Raw genomic sequence first — 14,626 nt, forward strand, 5'->3', positions numbered from 1 at the left:
TGTGTGCCCCCCTTGTTGATCACCTGGACCAACTCTCCACCCTGGCGTTCCACTTGCGCACCCGAATTCGATCCGTCAGTGCTGTCTGCGCCGCTGTCCTGACCCCCGGATAGGGTTCCGGCCGTACCCGATCCACCCGAGGAGTGCGCAGCATGAGGTCGCCGGACGAACTCGACCAGGTCGACTGGGCGGAACTCTCGCACGCGTACGGCTCGGCCGAGGACGTCCCCGAGTTGATCTGCGGCCTGTACGCGTCGGAGCCGGCGGCGCTCGACGAGACGGTGTACGAGCTGTTCGGCACGGTCTGTCACCAGGGCGACGTCTACGCGGCGTCCGGCCCCGCCGTCCCGTTCCTCGCGCACGCCGCCCGGCACGGGGCCGGCCGCCGGGTCGATGTGCTGTTGCTGCTCGCGATGATGGCCGATCACGAGCCTGGCCAGGTCGGTTCGGCCCGCTGGGAGCGCAACCCGGTGTCCGGGGTCTGCGCGGAGCTGTGCCGGGTGCTGCCCGACCTGCTGCCCTGCCTGACCGACGCGGATCCGGAGCTCCGGCAGGCCGCCCTGCGGGTGGTCGCCGCCGTCGCCGACCTCCTGCCGCCGGACCTCGCCGCCGACGTCACGGCCCGGATCGGCGAGCTGTTCGAGAACGACCCCGTGCCCGAGGTGCGCGCCGACGCGCTGCTGACCCTCGGCACGCCGGGGCGGGCACCGTCCGCCTCCGACGTGCCCGAAGTGCGGCTGGCCGCCGCCGTGTTGACGGCCGAGCTCGACGGCCCGCCGTACCCGCCCGAGCTGGTCGAGACCTTCGCCGTCGACGGTGCGCGCCCGCCGTGGGACATGCCGTGGGCGAACTGCCGGACCCTGGACGACCGGCTGACCCGCCTGCTCGCCCGCGACCCGGACGCGGCACTGGCGGTCGCGGCCCGCTGGATCGCCGCCGGCGACCAGGGCACCCGCGGCACCTGGCTGGCCGAACGCATCGCCGAGACCTGGCGCGACCGCGAACCCGAGGCCCTGGATCTGCTGTTGGCCGCCCTCCCCCACCAGCGCGACGGCATCTCCGCCCACCTGCGCACCATCGCCCACTGGATCGAGCGCCTGCCCGCCCCGAACGCCACCCTCCGCGACACCCTGTTCGCTCACGCGGCCACCGACCCGTCCGCCCTGCTCGGCCTGGTCCGCGCCCGCGACCCGCGCGCCCTCGATCTGCTGTCGCCCCACTCCGATCCCCAACTGCTGGCGGAGGCAGCCCGGTTGATGCCCTCGGGCCGGTTGGTTCCGCTGATCCGCCGCCGGCTCGCCACCGCCCCCGACCTGCACCTGATCGCCGCTCTCCCCGCGCTCGGCGAGCCCGCCCGCGCGGCCGTGCCCGAACTGCTCGACTGCCTGCGCAAGGGCACCAGCTACCTCGCCGTCGCCGCGGCCCGGGCGCTCGGCCAACTCGGCACCCTCGGGCCGGAGTTGCTCGACCACCTCGCCACCGCCGCCCGCAGCGAGGACTCCTCGCTCCGGATCGCCGCCACCGTCGCCCACCACCGCCTGACGGGCGACGCCGCACCCGCGCTCGCCGCGTTCCGCGAGCTGCTCACCTCATCCCCCCAACCCCGTTGGTGCGCCGACGAGTTGTCCTCCCTCGGCCCGGCCGCCGCACCGCTCCTGCCGCTGCTCGAACCACTGCTGACCGCCCGCGACTACATCCGGTTCGCCGCCGCCGACGCCCACCACCGCCTGTCCGGCTCCCCCACCCTGGCAACTCCCGTCCTGGCCGACCTGGTTACCCCCACCGACCTGGGCCTCTCCGCCCTCCGCTCCCTCGCCACCACCGGCCACCTCCCCGACTCCCTCCGCCCCGCCCTCCGCGCCCTCGCCTTCTCCCCGCACCGCCTGATCCCCGACGACCCCCTCGCCTCCACCGGCGGCGGCCAAGCCGACCACCAACTCCGCACGCTGGCACTTGACTTGCTGGCCGGTCAGGGCTCGTAGACCATCTCCGGGAAGCTCCCCGAGGGCCCGTCCAGCAGGTGGTCGTCGTGGCCGCGCAGCCAGCGGTCGAAGAAGCTGCCGACGTACGTCCGGGTCGCGAGCACCGCCCGCTCGGGTCGGATGTCTCCGATGTCGCCGTGCAGCGCCTCGGTGGAGATCGCACCCTGGCGGGCGAGCTGCGGCAGCAGGGATTCGGCGTCGGTGTACGAGCCGTGGCGGGAGCCGTCGAGGGTGAAGTCGGCGTGCCAGCCGGTGCTGTGCTGCCACAGGGCGTCCCAGCCGGGCTGGTTCTGGTAGGGACCGGAGTCGTCGTTCCGGGTGCCGAGCAGCAGGAACGGGCGGTCCAGGCCCTTCTCGGCCACGTCGGTCAGGTAGACGCCGGTGTGCCCGTCCGGGCCGGGGAAGTGCAGCTGCCCGTCCATGTTGACGGCCGCCTTGATCCGCGGATCGTCGTGCATGGCCTGAAGCGCGGTGGAGCCGCCGCCGGAGTGGCCGACCATGCCGATCCGCTCGAGGTCGAGCGCGGCGCCGACGCCGGGCGGCAACGTGCCGGAGTTCTTCAGCCGCGCCAGCTCGTCCAGAACGAACTTGGTGTCGTCCACCCGAGTGCCGATCATTTTGCGCAGCAGCGCGCCGACGTCCAGGCCCGGCTGACCGAACATCCCCGCGACTATCGAGGTGGCCAACTCGCCGTTCGGGAGCGACACTTCGGACGCCTCCCAGGTGTGGTCGACCGTCACCACGACGTAGCCGCGCGACGCCAGATCCTCCACCAGCCCGGTACCCCAGGTACGCGGATCCCCCAGCCCCGCCGAGTACAACACCACCGGCCGGGCCTTGCCCGGCAAGGCCGGCACATCGACCCGAGCGTGCGTGCGCACACCCGACCAGTCGGTGCGGTCGGCCTCGAAGCCCTTGCTCATCTGCCCAGCACTCCCGGCACTACCGAAGTGCGCCCCCGCGTCGGGCGTCATGTACGCCGCCCGCTCACCGCCCGGCGCGGCCCGCCCGGTCGGATACCAGATGCTGATCATCAACTCCCGGGCCCGCCCGGCCTTCCACGGATCCTCCCGCCCCTGATCCACCAGGTGCACGCTGGTGGTCCCCACCGCGAACGGCCCCGTCGGCACCGGCAACGCCGCCGTCGCCAACCGCCCGCCCGACCCCGGCGCCTGCGCCACCGCCACCCCACCGGAAGCCCCGACCACACCCAGCGCCACCGTCGCCGCCAGCACCACCGCCGCCATCGCCCGTCCCCGCCTGCGCATCGCCCGTCCCCTTGCTCTCGTTCCCCGTGCGCTCTTCGGCACGGGTGAGAAGGTACGGGTGGGACGGGTACGAAGCCGTCATACTGCGGAGCCAACTCGCCTGGGGCTACTCCGGTATGACACTCCTGCGGCACCGGTCTTCGCCGAAGCTCCCGGCGTGCTCACAGCTACCCGTCGAACCGCTGCCATTGCAGGCCGAGTTCGAGCAGTGGATGGAGTGCGCTGCGGTGGCGGGCGCCGATCCAGACGTCGACCTCGTCCTCGTTGAAATAGCTCGGCGAGACGCCGGCAACGATGCCCGGTCCGACCAGGAAGTCGGTCGGCGCGACGGGAGCCATGAACGTCCGTAGCGGCACGCCCTGCAGGCAGGGCCCCAGCACGGGCAGCAGGTGCTTGGGGAAGTTCCGCAAGGCAGCGGTGAACGGGGCGGTCGAGGCCGCCTCGTAGAGCGAGAATTGCAGCAGGTACCTGCTCAGCGGCTCCTGCTCCAGAACGGCGGCCCCGCCCAACTCGCCGACCCACACCGCCGGGTCGCTGTTCGTGGCATCGACCTCCCACGGGATCGACCAGTCCCACCCGCCCTGGTTCTCGTCCGCGAAGACCAGGAAGCCCGCACTGCTGTCGGGACGCACCGCGCCGACCGACCTGATCCGGTTCTGGCCTCCCAGGATGCCCGGGTACCTCGCCGCGAGCCGGTAGAAGTCGGCCAGTGCGGGCGGAATGGAGCGGGGTATCTCGCCGACCGCCTGCGGTTCAACCGCCTCCGGGTGCCAGCCCGTGACGAAGAGCTCCAGCGCCCATCCCGGCTCCGAGTCCACATGGTCGAGCCAACCGAGCCCCGGCAGGCCGGGTGGTGCGACGGTCGGGCGGACGATGTCGAGAATCTCGCGGCTCAACGGCGGGTCGATTGCCAACTCGCAGCTGTTGAGCTCGCCGTCGGTCCACGCACTCCCCGAAGGGCGAACGAGGCCGAGGTAGCAGCAGAGTCCGTCCACCCGAGCGAACAGGTGAACCGGCAGATCGGTGTCCAACTCGGCGCTCCCACAGGGCACCACCCCGGTCAGCCTGGCTGCGGCGAGCACAGGCGCCGGACCCTGTAGGCGCAGTTCCTGGTCGTTCCACACGCCGCCGGCCGCCGGGTCGTCCACCGCCCCCGCGATCACCACGGTCGCCGCCGTCCCGAGCGCAACCGTGGCCCCGCCGACGGCGAACACCTGCGGCTCCGCACCCGCGAGGTCGAACGCCGCTCCCACATCGACCAGGTCCGAACGCTTCAGAGGCACCCGCGGAGCATATCGACGACAATGTGCCCGCCGCGTCGCCCGCGGCGGGCAGGACTTGCCGGTCCGACACCACACATCAGCACATGCCCACCTCAAACACACCCACCGCCACCACATGAAGCGCACAACTCTCGACCACCAAAAGCAACATGATGGATCATCAGTCACCTAAATCGGCCGGATCAGTAAACGTTTCGATCTTCCAGAACGTCATACCGATCGGACGGCCCGCCAGCCGGGCGGCCGTACGGCGGAGGGGACGGCGAGCGATGACGGACGGCAAGCGGGCGGGCAGCAGGGGGCGGGTCAGATCGGCTCAGGTCGCGGCGGGTGTGGTTGCGGTCGGGGCGGTCACGGCGCTCGCGGTGGGGCTGACCACGGGTGGCAGTAGCGCCCCGGTGCAACAGTCGCTCTCCGCGACCAACCCGGAGACCACGGCGCCGGGCACCGCCTCGCCCCCGGCGAGCCCGTCCCCATCCCCTTCCTGGGACGGCAAGGTGAGGCTGCTGGGCGACGGGTCCACCTCCGACGCGGGGCCGCAGCCCAATCAGCTGAAGATCGAGAAGCTCAAACCCGGGGAGAAGCCACCGCAGTTCGTGGTGTTCTCCTGGGACGGCGCGCTGGAGAACGACGACCACCTGTTCTCCCGGTTCCGGAAGCTGGCGAAGGAGAACAACGCGACCATGACCTTCTTCCTCTCCGGGATCTACCTGCTCCCGGAGAAGAAGCACGGGCTCTACCGGCCGCCGCAGCACGACGCGGGCAGCGCGGCCATCTCCTTCCCGACCGATCAGCACGTGAAGGACACGCTCAATCAGCTGCGGCTGGCCTGGCAGGACGGCGACGAGATCGGCACCCACTTCAACGGCCATTTCTGCGGCCCGAAGGGCGGCGGCGACTGGAGCACCGACGAGTGGCGCAGCGAGATCGACCAGGCCGTCTCGTTCGTCACCGACTGGAAGACCAACACCGGGTTCACCGGCGAGGCGCCGCTGCCGTTCGACTACCGGAAGGATCTCGCGGGTGGCCGCGCGCCGTGCCTGGAGGGGCAGAAGAACCTGATACCGGCCGAGAAGGAGCTGGGTTGGCGGTACGACGCGAGCTCTCCGGGCGAGTTCCAGGTGTGGCCGTCGAAGAACAGCGGGGTGTGGAACTTTCCGCTCCAGCTGCTGCCGTTCGGTGACACCCAGGTGCTGTCGATGGACTTCAACTTCCTGGCCAATCAGTCCGGCGACAGCACCCACGGCGATCCGAAGAAGTACAACGCCTGGGAGAAGCAGACCCGCGACGGTTACCTGGACGGGTTCGCGCGGGTCTACAACGGCAGCCGGGCGCCGCTGTTCATCGGGAACCACTTCGAGACCTGGAACGGCGGCATCTACATGCAGGCGATCGAGGACGTGATGAAGTCCGTCTGCAAGAAGCAGGACGTGCGCTGTGTGTCGTTCAAGGAGCTCGCCGACTGGCTGGATGCCCAGGACCCGAAGGTCCTGGACCAGCTCCGCCGGCTCGATCCGGCCCAGGCGCCGGACTGGCCGACCTACCTCAAGTAGCCTGCGGCGGCATCATCCTGTCGCTTTCATGTAGGCGGCCCAGATCCCGGCGGGGGTGGTGTAGTCGGGGGTGGTCGGGGCGGCTCCGGCCACCCCGGCCAGGGGGAGGAGTTCGAGCGTCTTGGTGTCCATCCGGAACAGTGAGACGGCGGTGGTGACGGCGCCCCGGTAGCCGACGAACCAACCTGCTGTCCGGGCCTGGTTGACGCCGGTCTTTCCGGCGGCGCCGGGAACGGCCTGGCCGACCTCCTTGCCGCTGCCGTCCTTGACCGCCCCGCGCAGCGCGTTGTCGACTTCGGTGGCGACGCGTGCGGGGGCGGCCCGGACGGCGGTGGGGCGTTCGACGGCGAGGCCGTCGCCGTTGCGGCTGATCCGGTCGACGGAGTAGGGGTCGGTGCGCATGCCCTGTCCGCCGAAGGCGGTGTAGGCGTCTGCCAGCCGGATCGCGCTGGGCGTGGAGTTGCCGAGCGAGAAGCCGGGGGTCATGTCGCCCAGGCTGTCGGGGAGGAGCCCGAAGCCGAGGGCGCTCTTGCGGACGTTGTCGAGGCCGATGTCCATGCCGAGTTGCTGCATCGGGCCGTTGACGGACTGTTCGACGGCGGTCCGCAGGCTGATGGGGCCCCAGTTGCGGTCGCCGTCGTTGGCGGACTTGGCCTTCTTCCCGTCGCGTGCCCAGTAGGGGCCTTCGGGGGTCTGGAGGTCGACGCCGTTGTCGCCGTTGTAGCTGGTGGTGGGTTGCACGGGCGCCCTGGGTCCTTGCCGTTCGCGTTGGACGCCCTGGTCGAGGCCGGCGGCGTACACCAGCGGGGTGAAGGCCGAACCGGCGGGCACGTTCACGGTGTTGGCGTTGTTGAAGCCCTGTTTCAGGTAGTCGGGTCCGCCGTAGACGGCCAGGATGCGCCCGTCCGCGTTGACGGAGGCCGCGCCGAGGTGGACGTTCTGGTCGGCAGGGCGGTGCTCGGGGTCGAGGTTCTTCGCGGCGTCCTGGACGGCCTGGGTGAGCGCGGTCTGCCGGGGCTTCTCGAAGGTGGTGTAGATCTGGTAGCCGCCGAGGTCGAACTGGGCCGGGGAGATGTCGGCGTGGCTCTGCGCGTAGCTCTTCGCCAGGTCGACCAGGTAGCCGGTCTGCCCGCTCAGGCCGGCCTGTTGCGGCGGGGCCTGCGGTTCGGGGAAGACGGTGTAGCGGGCGCGTTCCTCGGCGGACAGCTTCCCGATCTTGACCATCCGGTCCAGGATCCAGCCCCACCGTTCCACCGCCCGGGCCCGGTTCTCGCCGCCGAGCGCCGGGTCGTACAGCGACGCGCCCTTCAGCACGGCGGCCAGGAACGCGCCTTCGCTGGCGTTGAGTTGGTCCACGTCCTTGCCGTAGTAGGCCTGCGCGGCCCGCTCGATGCCGTAGCTGCCGCGGCCGAACCAGCTGATGTTCAGGTATCCGCTGAGGATGTCCTGCTTCTCGACCTGCTGGTCGAGCTTGAGGGCGATGAACGCCTCGTCGAGTTTGCGGGAGAAGTCCTGGCGCTGGTTCAGGTAGGCGTTCTTCACGTACTGCTGGGTGATGGTCGAACCGCCCTGGGTGTCACCGCCCGACCCCATCCGGTAGAACGCCCGGGCGATGCCCTTGACCGAGACTCCGGGGTCGGAGTAGAAGTCCTCGTTCTCTGCCGCGAGCACCGCCCACTGCACCTGCTCGGGCACCTGCTCCAGCGGCACGTCCTGCCGGTTGACCAGGCCGATGCGGGCCATCTCGGTGCCGTCCGCCCAGTAGAAGACGTTGTTCTGCTGGGTGGCGAACGCGTTGAGGTCCTTGGGAATGTCCGTCCGGATGTACATCACCACGGCCGCGACGGTCAGCACGCCGACGCTTCCCGTTGCCAGCAGCAGCAGTTGACGCCACGACGGGAGCCAGCGCCGTAAGCCGCTGCGGCCGGTGCGCGGGTAGTCCGGGCGCAGCTTCGACAACCGACGCCGCGCGCCCTGTTCGGCACCCTCGTGTCCCGCGTCCCGACGCGGTCTCGACTTCGGTGTCCGGACGGGCCATCGCCTGGCGCGTACCGCCGACCCGTCCGTTTCCGTTCCCTCTGCCCCGACCGCTTCGTTCGGCTCGCCGGACACCATGCGTTCCCCGATCTGCTCGACTGGCAAATCTCTCCCTCACTCTGGACGCGCCCAGCACCCCGCAGGTGTCAACCCGTCCGGTGTGATCATCACCACGCCCACCCGTCAGGCTCCGGCCCTCACGGCCCGCCCGCCGCCTCTGGTAGCGTCGCGCGCTTCGCCGCTCGCGCCAGGCGACGGACGTGCTGAAGGTCCTGGAGACGGCGGCCACGACGACCCGGCACCCTCATCCCCGTGGCTGCTCGACCTGCCGGCGGGCCGGATCCGCGCGGACCAGCGGCACTGGCTCGACCTGGTCATCTCCCGCGCCGGACAGGACACATCAGGGGCGGATCTCGCCCGAGCCCCGGGGAATCAGCGTGGTGGGGAGCTCCAGCCGGGTGGGCGCACCGGCGTCCCCGGCCAGGCGGGCGAACAGGCGGCGGGCGGCGAGGGTGCCGAGGGCGGCCGGGTCCTGGGCGACCACGGTGAGGCCGGGGGTGAGCAGGTCGGCGAGCTCCAGGTCGTCGAAGCCGACCACGGCCGGGCGGTGACCGGCGGGGAGGTGGTGCAGAGCGGCCAGGGTGACGCGGTTGTTGGCGGTGAACAGCGCGGTGACGGCGTCCGGTCCGGTGGTGAGACGGCGCACCGCCTCGCCGACCCGGGCGCGGTCGGTGGGGCCGCAGTCCACCCAGCGTTCGTCCACCGGAAGCCCGGCCCCGGCCATCGCGGCACGGTAGCCGCGTTCGCGTTCGGCGGCGGTGTGGATGGCCCGCTGGTCGCCGATGTAGCCGATCCGACGGTGGCCGTGGGCGATCAGGTGCTCGGTGCCGCAGCGGGCGCCGCCCGCGTTGTCGCTGAGCACCGCGTCCGCGTCGATGCCGCCGGCGGGGCGGTCGAGGAACACCACGGGCGTGCCGGACTCGATCTCCGGCAGCAGGTACCGGTGGTCGTCCCCGGCCGGCACGACGATCAGCCCGTCCACCCGGCGAGCGCAGAACGCGAGCGCCAACTCCCGCTCCCGGTCGGCCTGTTCGTCGCTGGAACCGGTGAACAGCAGGCACCCCTCCGCCGCCGCGACCTGCTCGACGGCCCGGGACAGCGCGGAGGAGAACGGGTCGCTGATGTCCTCCAGCAGCAGCGCGACGCTCGCGGTGCGCCCGGTCCGCAGCAGCCGCGCACTGTCGTTGCGCCGGAACCCGAGCGCCTCGATCGCCTCTCGCACCCGCCCCGCCGTCCCGGCCGTCACCCCGGGCTCCCCGTTGACCACCCGGGAGACGGTCTTCAGCCCGACCCCGGCCGCCGCGGCAACGTCCTTCATGGTCGGTCGGACACCGGTGCGGAGGCTGCTCGTCATGCCACGGAGAATAGTGCGGGTACCTCCGGCCCGCTCCGATCGGGCCTCAGCCTGCGGTAACCGAACCTGCCCGGCGTGCTTCGCTTCGGCGTGCTTCGCTCCGGCGAGGACGGAGTCGCGCAGGCCGGGGAACAGCTCGTCTCGGCCTCGCCCCAACTCGGCCACCCGCCACCCACCCTGACCTGGCACCCTGGCCCGTCACCTGACCGCCACCCGCCGCCGACGGCGCGCCCCGAGCATACGACCACAGGCTGACCCGGTCCGCCGCCAACGGCCGCGCACGCGCCTGCCCCCGCGACACCGCCCCCGCTCCGGCCTCACCCCACCCCAACTCGGCCACCCCGCCACCCACCCTGACCTGGCACCCCGGCCCATCACCTAACCGCCACCCGCCGCCGACGGCGCGCCCCGAACACACGACCACAGGCTCACCCGGTCCGCCACCAACGGCCGCGCACACGCCCGCCCCCGCGACACCGGCCCCACTCCGGCCCCACCCCACCCCAACTCGGCCACCCCGCCACCGCCCTGACCTGGCAGCTTGCCGCTCGACCATGGGCTGACGCGTCCGCCACCGCCGACCGTCCATGCACCCGGCCCCGGCCCCGGCCCCAGCCTCGGCCCGCGGCAGCCGACTCGCGCTGGACAACGTTGTCAGAGGCGGTCAGAATCGCAGGACCCGATCCGACGGCGCCCTGCCACGCACCACGGCGCTCCCCGTCCCACCTGTGGAGACGTCACCATGAGCCACCCCCCGGCCGGCACCGCGACCCCCGACGAACCGCTGCTCGCGGCGCTGGACATCGGCGGCACGAAGATCGCCGGCGGCCTGGTCGACACCCGGGGCACCCTGCTGCACCGTCTCCAGGTGCCGACCCCGGCAACCGGCGACCGGCACCAGCTGATGGCCGCCGTCACGCGCGTCCTGGACGACCTGGCCGGGCGGCCCGAGTGGGGCCGGGTGCGGGCGCTCGGCATCGGCAGCGCGGGGCCGGTCGACATCGCCGAAGGCACCGTCAGCCCCGTCAACCTGCCGGGTTGGCGCGGCTTTCCGCTGCGCGCCGAGGCCGCCGCGCACCCGGCCGTCGGCGACCTGCCGGTGGTTCTCGGCGGGGACGGGGTCGCGATGACCGCCGCCGAACACTGGCGCGGCGCGGCCCGTCCGTACCGCAACGCGCTCTGCCTGGTGGTCTCCACCGGCGTCGGCGCCGGACTCGTCCTGGACGGACGGTTGCACACCGGCACCACCGGCAACGCCGGCCATCTCGGCCACATCAGCGTCGACTTCGAGGGCCGCCCTTGCCCGTGCGGCTCGCGCGGCTGCCTCGAAGGGCTCGCCTCCGGCACGGCCATCGCCCGCACCGCCACCGAGAGCGGCTGGCGCCCCGGCCCGGACGGCGACACCACCGCCACCGGCGTCGCCCGCGCCGCCGAGTCCGGCGACCCGCTCGCCCTGGCCGCCTTCGACCGCGCCGCCCGCGCCCTCGCCGCCGGCATCGCCGCCACTGCCACCCTGGTCGAACTCGACGTCGCCGTGATCGGCGGCGGCGTCGCCAACGCGGGCGACGTCCTCTTCGCACCCCTCGCCCGCCACCTCTCCTCCTACGCGGCCCTCCCCTTCACCCGCCACCTCACCCTCGCCCCCGCCCACCTCGGCACCGACGCCGGCCTCATCGGCGCCGCGGCCCTGGCCCGCCCGAGCCTGCCGATCAGCATCTGACCCCGACGACGCCCGACCGCAACTTCCTGCCGCACCGACCAGCCACGCGCCCCTCCCACCCCCCTCACCCCACCCGCCTCTCACCCCACCCGCCTCGGCGCCGCCGGCCATCTCGGCGCCGCGGCCCTGGCCCGCCCGAGCCTGCCGCACTTCCCCTGACACTCCCCCGTCCAAACCCAACGGCGCCAATCGACCGCATTTTCGTGCCGCGCCGATCAGACACTTCCCGAATGCGCGGTGTTACGTTCTGTATTGAATCGGCCGATTCAGCCCCTTTGCGTGGGCGCTTCCGCCTTGCCGATTCACAGAACCGCCCCTCCGGCTAGGGAGAACACCAGCATGCGCCAAGCACCCTTGGAAGCGGCCGATATTGCGCCGGGGCAGATTGTCCAGTGGAATATCAGGTCCTCGGGAGTGGCGTACGCGGACCGCCACGGCGAAGAAATCGACAAGAACGCGTCGTTCAATCAGGACAAGCACCACTCACTCATCGACGAGACCCGCAACAGCCGCGAGCCCCTCGCCTCCTGGCTCGCCGTCACGTTCGAGATCGAGGGCCCGCTCGACCGCCCGGCCCTGGAGTCGGCGCTGCGCCACCTCGTGCAGCGGCACCACGTCCTGCGCTGCGAGTTCCAGCGGCTCCTGGGTGACCTGTCCTGTGCGGTGCACCGGCCCGAGGACATCGAACTGGAATCCGTTCACCTGGGCGAATTCGACACCTCGCAGGAGGTCCGCGACTTCCTGAACGACAGCTTTCAGAAGCAGATCGACACACTGGAGTGGCCGCCGTACACGGTGGGAGCCGTCCTCCGGAACATCGGCCCCACCACGGTCTACCTCGCGTTCGACCACATCGTCTCCGACGGTATGTCAATGCCGAATGTAGTCCGCGACGTACAAATGGCATATGCCGCCTACTCCGCCGGAAAGGACCCCGACCTCCCGCCCGCCGGAAGTTACGTGGATTTCGCCCGCGAGCAGCGCCACCGCTACGCATCCATCGACGCCGACGACGACCGCCTCGCGTACTGGAAATCGTTCATCGAACGAAATGACGGTATCTTCCCGCATTTCCCGCTGGACCTCGGCACCGAGCCCGGCCGCCTGTACCCGGCGGTCAACGAATCCGCGACGCTGCTGGACGACCGGCAGACCGCGGCACTGGAGGCCCGCTGCCAGGACGCGGGCGGCAAACTGTTCATGGGACTCTTCGCCGCCGTCGGAACCGCCCTGCACACGGAGGGCGGCCCGGACCTCTACCGCGCCCTGCTCCCACTCAGCGAACGCGGCCGCGGCACCTGGCGGGACTCCCTCGGCTGGTTCGTCAACACCCTGCCGATCGAGTTCTCCGTCTCCAGGGAGCTCGACTTCCCGCAACTCCTCGCCGGAGTCCGGGACGGGTTCACCACCATGATGGAGAACATCGACGTGCCCTTCGTCCGCGCCTGGGAACTCCTCGCACCCGAGCACTTCACCGGCCGCTGCTGGCCGTTCCCGGTGAACTTCCTCTCCTACATCGACATGCGCAAGTGCCCGGGCGCCGAAAACCACGCGCGCTGGCGCCCCATGGCCCACGTGTGGGTCTCGCGCGTGAACGGCACCACCTCGTGGTTCCAACGGGACGCCGACGGCCTGCACATCAACTCGATCTACGTCGACCTCCCGCAGGCCCACCGCACCATGGCCGGCCTCCACCGCACCCTGCGCGAGACCCTGCTGACGATGTCCGCCGGCACCGACCGCAGCTAACCGACCAGCGCCGAAACCGCCTCGTCCACGGGCGAGTTGCCGCCGATCAGCTCCAACGTCAGCCCGGCCGTCCGCGGTTCGGCCAGCAGCGCGGCAAGGACGGCCGCCACGTCGTCGCGCGAGACCGACCCGCGCCCCGTGTGCTCGGCCAGCTCGACCGTTCCGCCGCCCGGCTCGTCGGTCAGCCGGCCCGGCCGCAGGACGGTCCAGTCGAGGCCGGGGCGGGACCGCACGTCGTCGTCGGCCGCCGCCTTGGCCCGCAGGTACGCGGCGAACACCGGATCGGTCCCCGCCGGCGGCTCCCGGTCCGCCCCCATCGAGGACACCACCAGAAAGCGCCGCACGCCTGCTGCCTCCGCCGCGTCCGCGAACAGCACGCAGGCCCCACGATCGACCGTGTCCTTCCGCGCCGCCCCGCTACCCGGCCCCGCCCCGGCGGCGAACACCACCGCGTCGGCACCCTCCAGGTGCCCGGCCACCTCGGCGACCGACGCCGACTCCAAGTCGCACACCACGGGTTCGGCACCCGCCGCCAGCAACTCCCCCGCCTGCTCCGGCCGTCGGATGATCCCCGCGACCTCGTCTCCCCGCGCGCCGAGCAGCCGTTCGAGCCGAAGCGCGATCTGACCATGACCACCAGCAATGACAATCCGCATGCGCCCGACCGTACGCCCCGCCGATCACTTCCCGTCGGAGCCCAGCCGATCCGCCATGCATACGGGTGAGTTCGGCCCGCACCCGATGCGACGTCAACTACTCCTGAACCCGCGCGAGAATGTCGAGGACGCCTGTCACTCGAGGAGCCGCTCCCACAGCAGTGAGTCGTGCCACCGCCCGTCGAGCAGAATCGACGAATGCGCGACGCCGTACGAGCTGAACCCGTTGCGGCGCAGCACGTGTTGGGACGCCAGGTTGTCCAGATTGGTGGACGCCTCGACCCGGTGCAGCCCGAGTTCGTCCGCCATCACCTTCAGCGCCAGGCCGACGGCGCGCCCGGCGTGGCCCTGGTTCTGGGCGGTGGTGGCGATCCAGTAGCCGAGGGAGGCGCGGCGCAGGTGCGGCTGCGGAAGGATGCCACTGACGGTGGCCTGCCCGATCACCTCGCCGTCGGCGAGCACCACGCCCGGCCAGACCGTCCCGGCGCGGTGGGCGGCCAGCAGTCGGTCGATCCGCTCGGCCTGGCCCTCCGGGGTGAAGAACGCGGCGGGTTGGGCCGGTTCCCACCGCCGGAAGGCTTCGACGTCCCGCGCGCGGTGCGCGGCTATCGGTGCGGCGTCGGCGGTCTCGATCAGGCGAACGGTGGTGCGGCTGCTCATGGTTGAGTCCTCGTCGCAGAAGGTCGGACGGGACGGCAGCCTACGCGCGACGGAAGCGCTAGCGGACGGAGGCGTCGGGGGTCCGGCCCTGTTCGGCCTGTTGGACCCGGGCCACGAACATCCGGGCGAGGGACACCACGGCGGGCTGGTCCCAGCTGTCATCGGGGTTCTGGAGTTCGTAGGTGACCGCGACAACCGCCGTACCAAGGTGGCGGCGGGTGTTCGCATCCACCATCGGCCCGTTCGGCAACCGAACGAACACCACGCAGCCGCGCCGTCCGCCAACTGCCCACCGCCCGAACGG

At 71.6% G+C, this 14,626-nt stretch carries 11 protein-coding genes; 4 read left to right on the plus strand and 7 right to left on the minus strand.

The window, feature by feature from the left end; genetic code table 11:
* The first annotated feature begins 152 nt into the window (after nucleotides 1-152).
* On the plus strand, nucleotides 153-1,982 hold the full coding sequence (locus tag ACFYS8_RS19035; RefSeq protein ID WP_387642656.1) for a hypothetical protein: 1,830 nt from the start codon (nucleotides 153-155) through the stop codon (nucleotides 1,980-1,982).
* On the opposite strand, the gene ACFYS8_RS19040 is transcribed toward ACFYS8_RS19035, so the two are convergent.
* The gene (locus ACFYS8_RS19040; protein ID WP_387642657.1) at nucleotides 1,970-3,250 is read right to left on the minus strand and encodes an alpha/beta hydrolase family protein; all 1,281 of its coding nucleotides are present in this window, start codon (nucleotides 3,248-3,250) and stop codon (nucleotides 1,970-1,972) included. The two genes, ACFYS8_RS19035 and ACFYS8_RS19040, sit on opposite strands and share 13 nt — an antisense overlap.
* A 167-nt stretch (nucleotides 3,251-3,417) precedes the next feature.
* Nucleotides 3,418-4,533, minus strand: coding sequence for a hypothetical protein (locus ACFYS8_RS19045; protein WP_387642658.1), 1,116 nt, complete (start codon nucleotides 4,531-4,533; stop codon nucleotides 3,418-3,420).
* A 269-nt stretch (nucleotides 4,534-4,802) separates the two neighbouring features.
* Between ACFYS8_RS19045 and ACFYS8_RS19050 the strand changes: the two genes are divergently transcribed.
* Entirely contained in the window at nucleotides 4,803-6,086 is a 1,284-nt protein-coding gene (locus ACFYS8_RS19050) for a hypothetical protein (RefSeq protein WP_387642659.1), read from the plus strand.
* 12 nt (nucleotides 6,087-6,098) lie between these two features.
* Here ACFYS8_RS19050 and ACFYS8_RS19055 read toward each other — a convergent pair whose 3' ends face one another.
* Both ACFYS8_RS19055 and ACFYS8_RS19060 read right to left on the minus strand, forming a co-directional pair.
* Nucleotides 6,099-8,045, minus strand: a complete 1,947-nt coding sequence (locus ACFYS8_RS19055) for a transglycosylase domain-containing protein (protein ID WP_387642660.1) — start codon at nucleotides 8,043-8,045, stop codon at nucleotides 6,099-6,101.
* 478 nt (nucleotides 8,046-8,523) lie between these two features.
* Nucleotides 8,524-9,537: a LacI family DNA-binding transcriptional regulator gene (locus ACFYS8_RS19060; RefSeq protein ID WP_387642661.1), complete on the minus strand. Its 1,014-nt coding sequence runs from the start codon at nucleotides 9,535-9,537 to the stop codon at nucleotides 8,524-8,526.
* Nucleotides 9,538-10,279: 742 nt separating this feature from the next.
* Here ACFYS8_RS19060 and ACFYS8_RS19065 point away from each other — a divergent pair.
* Both ACFYS8_RS19065 and ACFYS8_RS19070 read left to right on the plus strand, forming a co-directional pair.
* The gene (locus ACFYS8_RS19065; protein ID WP_387642662.1) at nucleotides 10,280-11,257 is read left to right on the plus strand and encodes an ROK family protein; all 978 of its coding nucleotides are present in this window, start codon (nucleotides 10,280-10,282) and stop codon (nucleotides 11,255-11,257) included.
* A 414-nt stretch (nucleotides 11,258-11,671) separates the two neighbouring features.
* Nucleotides 11,672-13,006, plus strand: coding sequence for a condensation domain-containing protein (locus tag ACFYS8_RS19070; RefSeq protein ID WP_387642663.1), 1,335 nt, complete (start codon nucleotides 11,672-11,674; stop codon nucleotides 13,004-13,006).
* Here the strand turns inward: ACFYS8_RS19070 and ACFYS8_RS19075 are convergent.
* From ACFYS8_RS19075 to ACFYS8_RS19085, 3 genes are all read right to left on the minus strand, one after another.
* On the minus strand, nucleotides 13,003-13,662 hold the full coding sequence (locus tag ACFYS8_RS19075) for an NAD(P)H-binding protein (RefSeq protein WP_387642664.1): 660 nt from the start codon (nucleotides 13,660-13,662) through the stop codon (nucleotides 13,003-13,005). The two genes, ACFYS8_RS19070 and ACFYS8_RS19075, sit on opposite strands and share 4 nt — an antisense overlap.
* Nucleotides 13,663-13,797: 135 nt before the next feature.
* Nucleotides 13,798-14,322, minus strand: coding sequence for a GNAT family N-acetyltransferase (locus ACFYS8_RS19080; protein ID WP_387642665.1), 525 nt, complete (start codon nucleotides 14,320-14,322; stop codon nucleotides 13,798-13,800).
* 58 nt (nucleotides 14,323-14,380) lie between these two features.
* Nucleotides 14,381-14,557 (minus strand): hypothetical protein, encoded by a 177-nt coding sequence (locus tag ACFYS8_RS19085; protein WP_387642666.1) that lies wholly within the window; start codon nucleotides 14,555-14,557, stop codon nucleotides 14,381-14,383.
* Nucleotides 14,558-14,626 lie beyond the last annotated feature (69 nt).

Origin of the sequence: Kitasatospora sp. NPDC004615, from assembly GCF_042873545.1 — a bacterium.
In the GTDB taxonomy this organism is placed as follows: domain Bacteria; phylum Actinomycetota; class Actinomycetes; order Streptomycetales; family Streptomycetaceae; genus Kitasatospora.

Bases quoted from the DNA above. Each gene is read 5' to 3' on its own strand.
- ACFYS8_RS19075 (WP_387642664.1), bottom strand. From the start codon at position 13,662: ATGCGGATTGTCATTGCTGGTGGTCATGGTCAGATCGCGCTTCGGCTC.
- ACFYS8_RS19080 (WP_387642665.1), bottom strand. From the start codon at position 14,322: ATGAGCAGCCGCACCACCGTTCGCCTGATCGAGACCGCCGACGCCGCA.
- ACFYS8_RS19065 (WP_387642662.1), top strand. From the start codon at position 10,280: ATGAGCCACCCCCCGGCCGGCACCGCGACCCCCGACGAACCGCTGCTC.
- ACFYS8_RS19040 (WP_387642657.1), bottom strand. From the start codon at position 3,250: ATGCGCAGGCGGGGACGGGCGATGGCGGCGGTGGTGCTGGCGGCGACG.
- ACFYS8_RS19060 (WP_387642661.1), bottom strand. From the start codon at position 9,537: ATGACGAGCAGCCTCCGCACCGGTGTCCGACCGACCATGAAGGACGTT.
- ACFYS8_RS19035 (WP_387642656.1), top strand. From the start codon at position 153: ATGAGGTCGCCGGACGAACTCGACCAGGTCGACTGGGCGGAACTCTCG.
- ACFYS8_RS19050 (WP_387642659.1), top strand. From the start codon at position 4,803: ATGACGGACGGCAAGCGGGCGGGCAGCAGGGGGCGGGTCAGATCGGCT.
- ACFYS8_RS19085 (WP_387642666.1), bottom strand. From the start codon at position 14,557: ATGGTGGATGCGAACACCCGCCGCCACCTTGGTACGGCGGTTGTCGCG.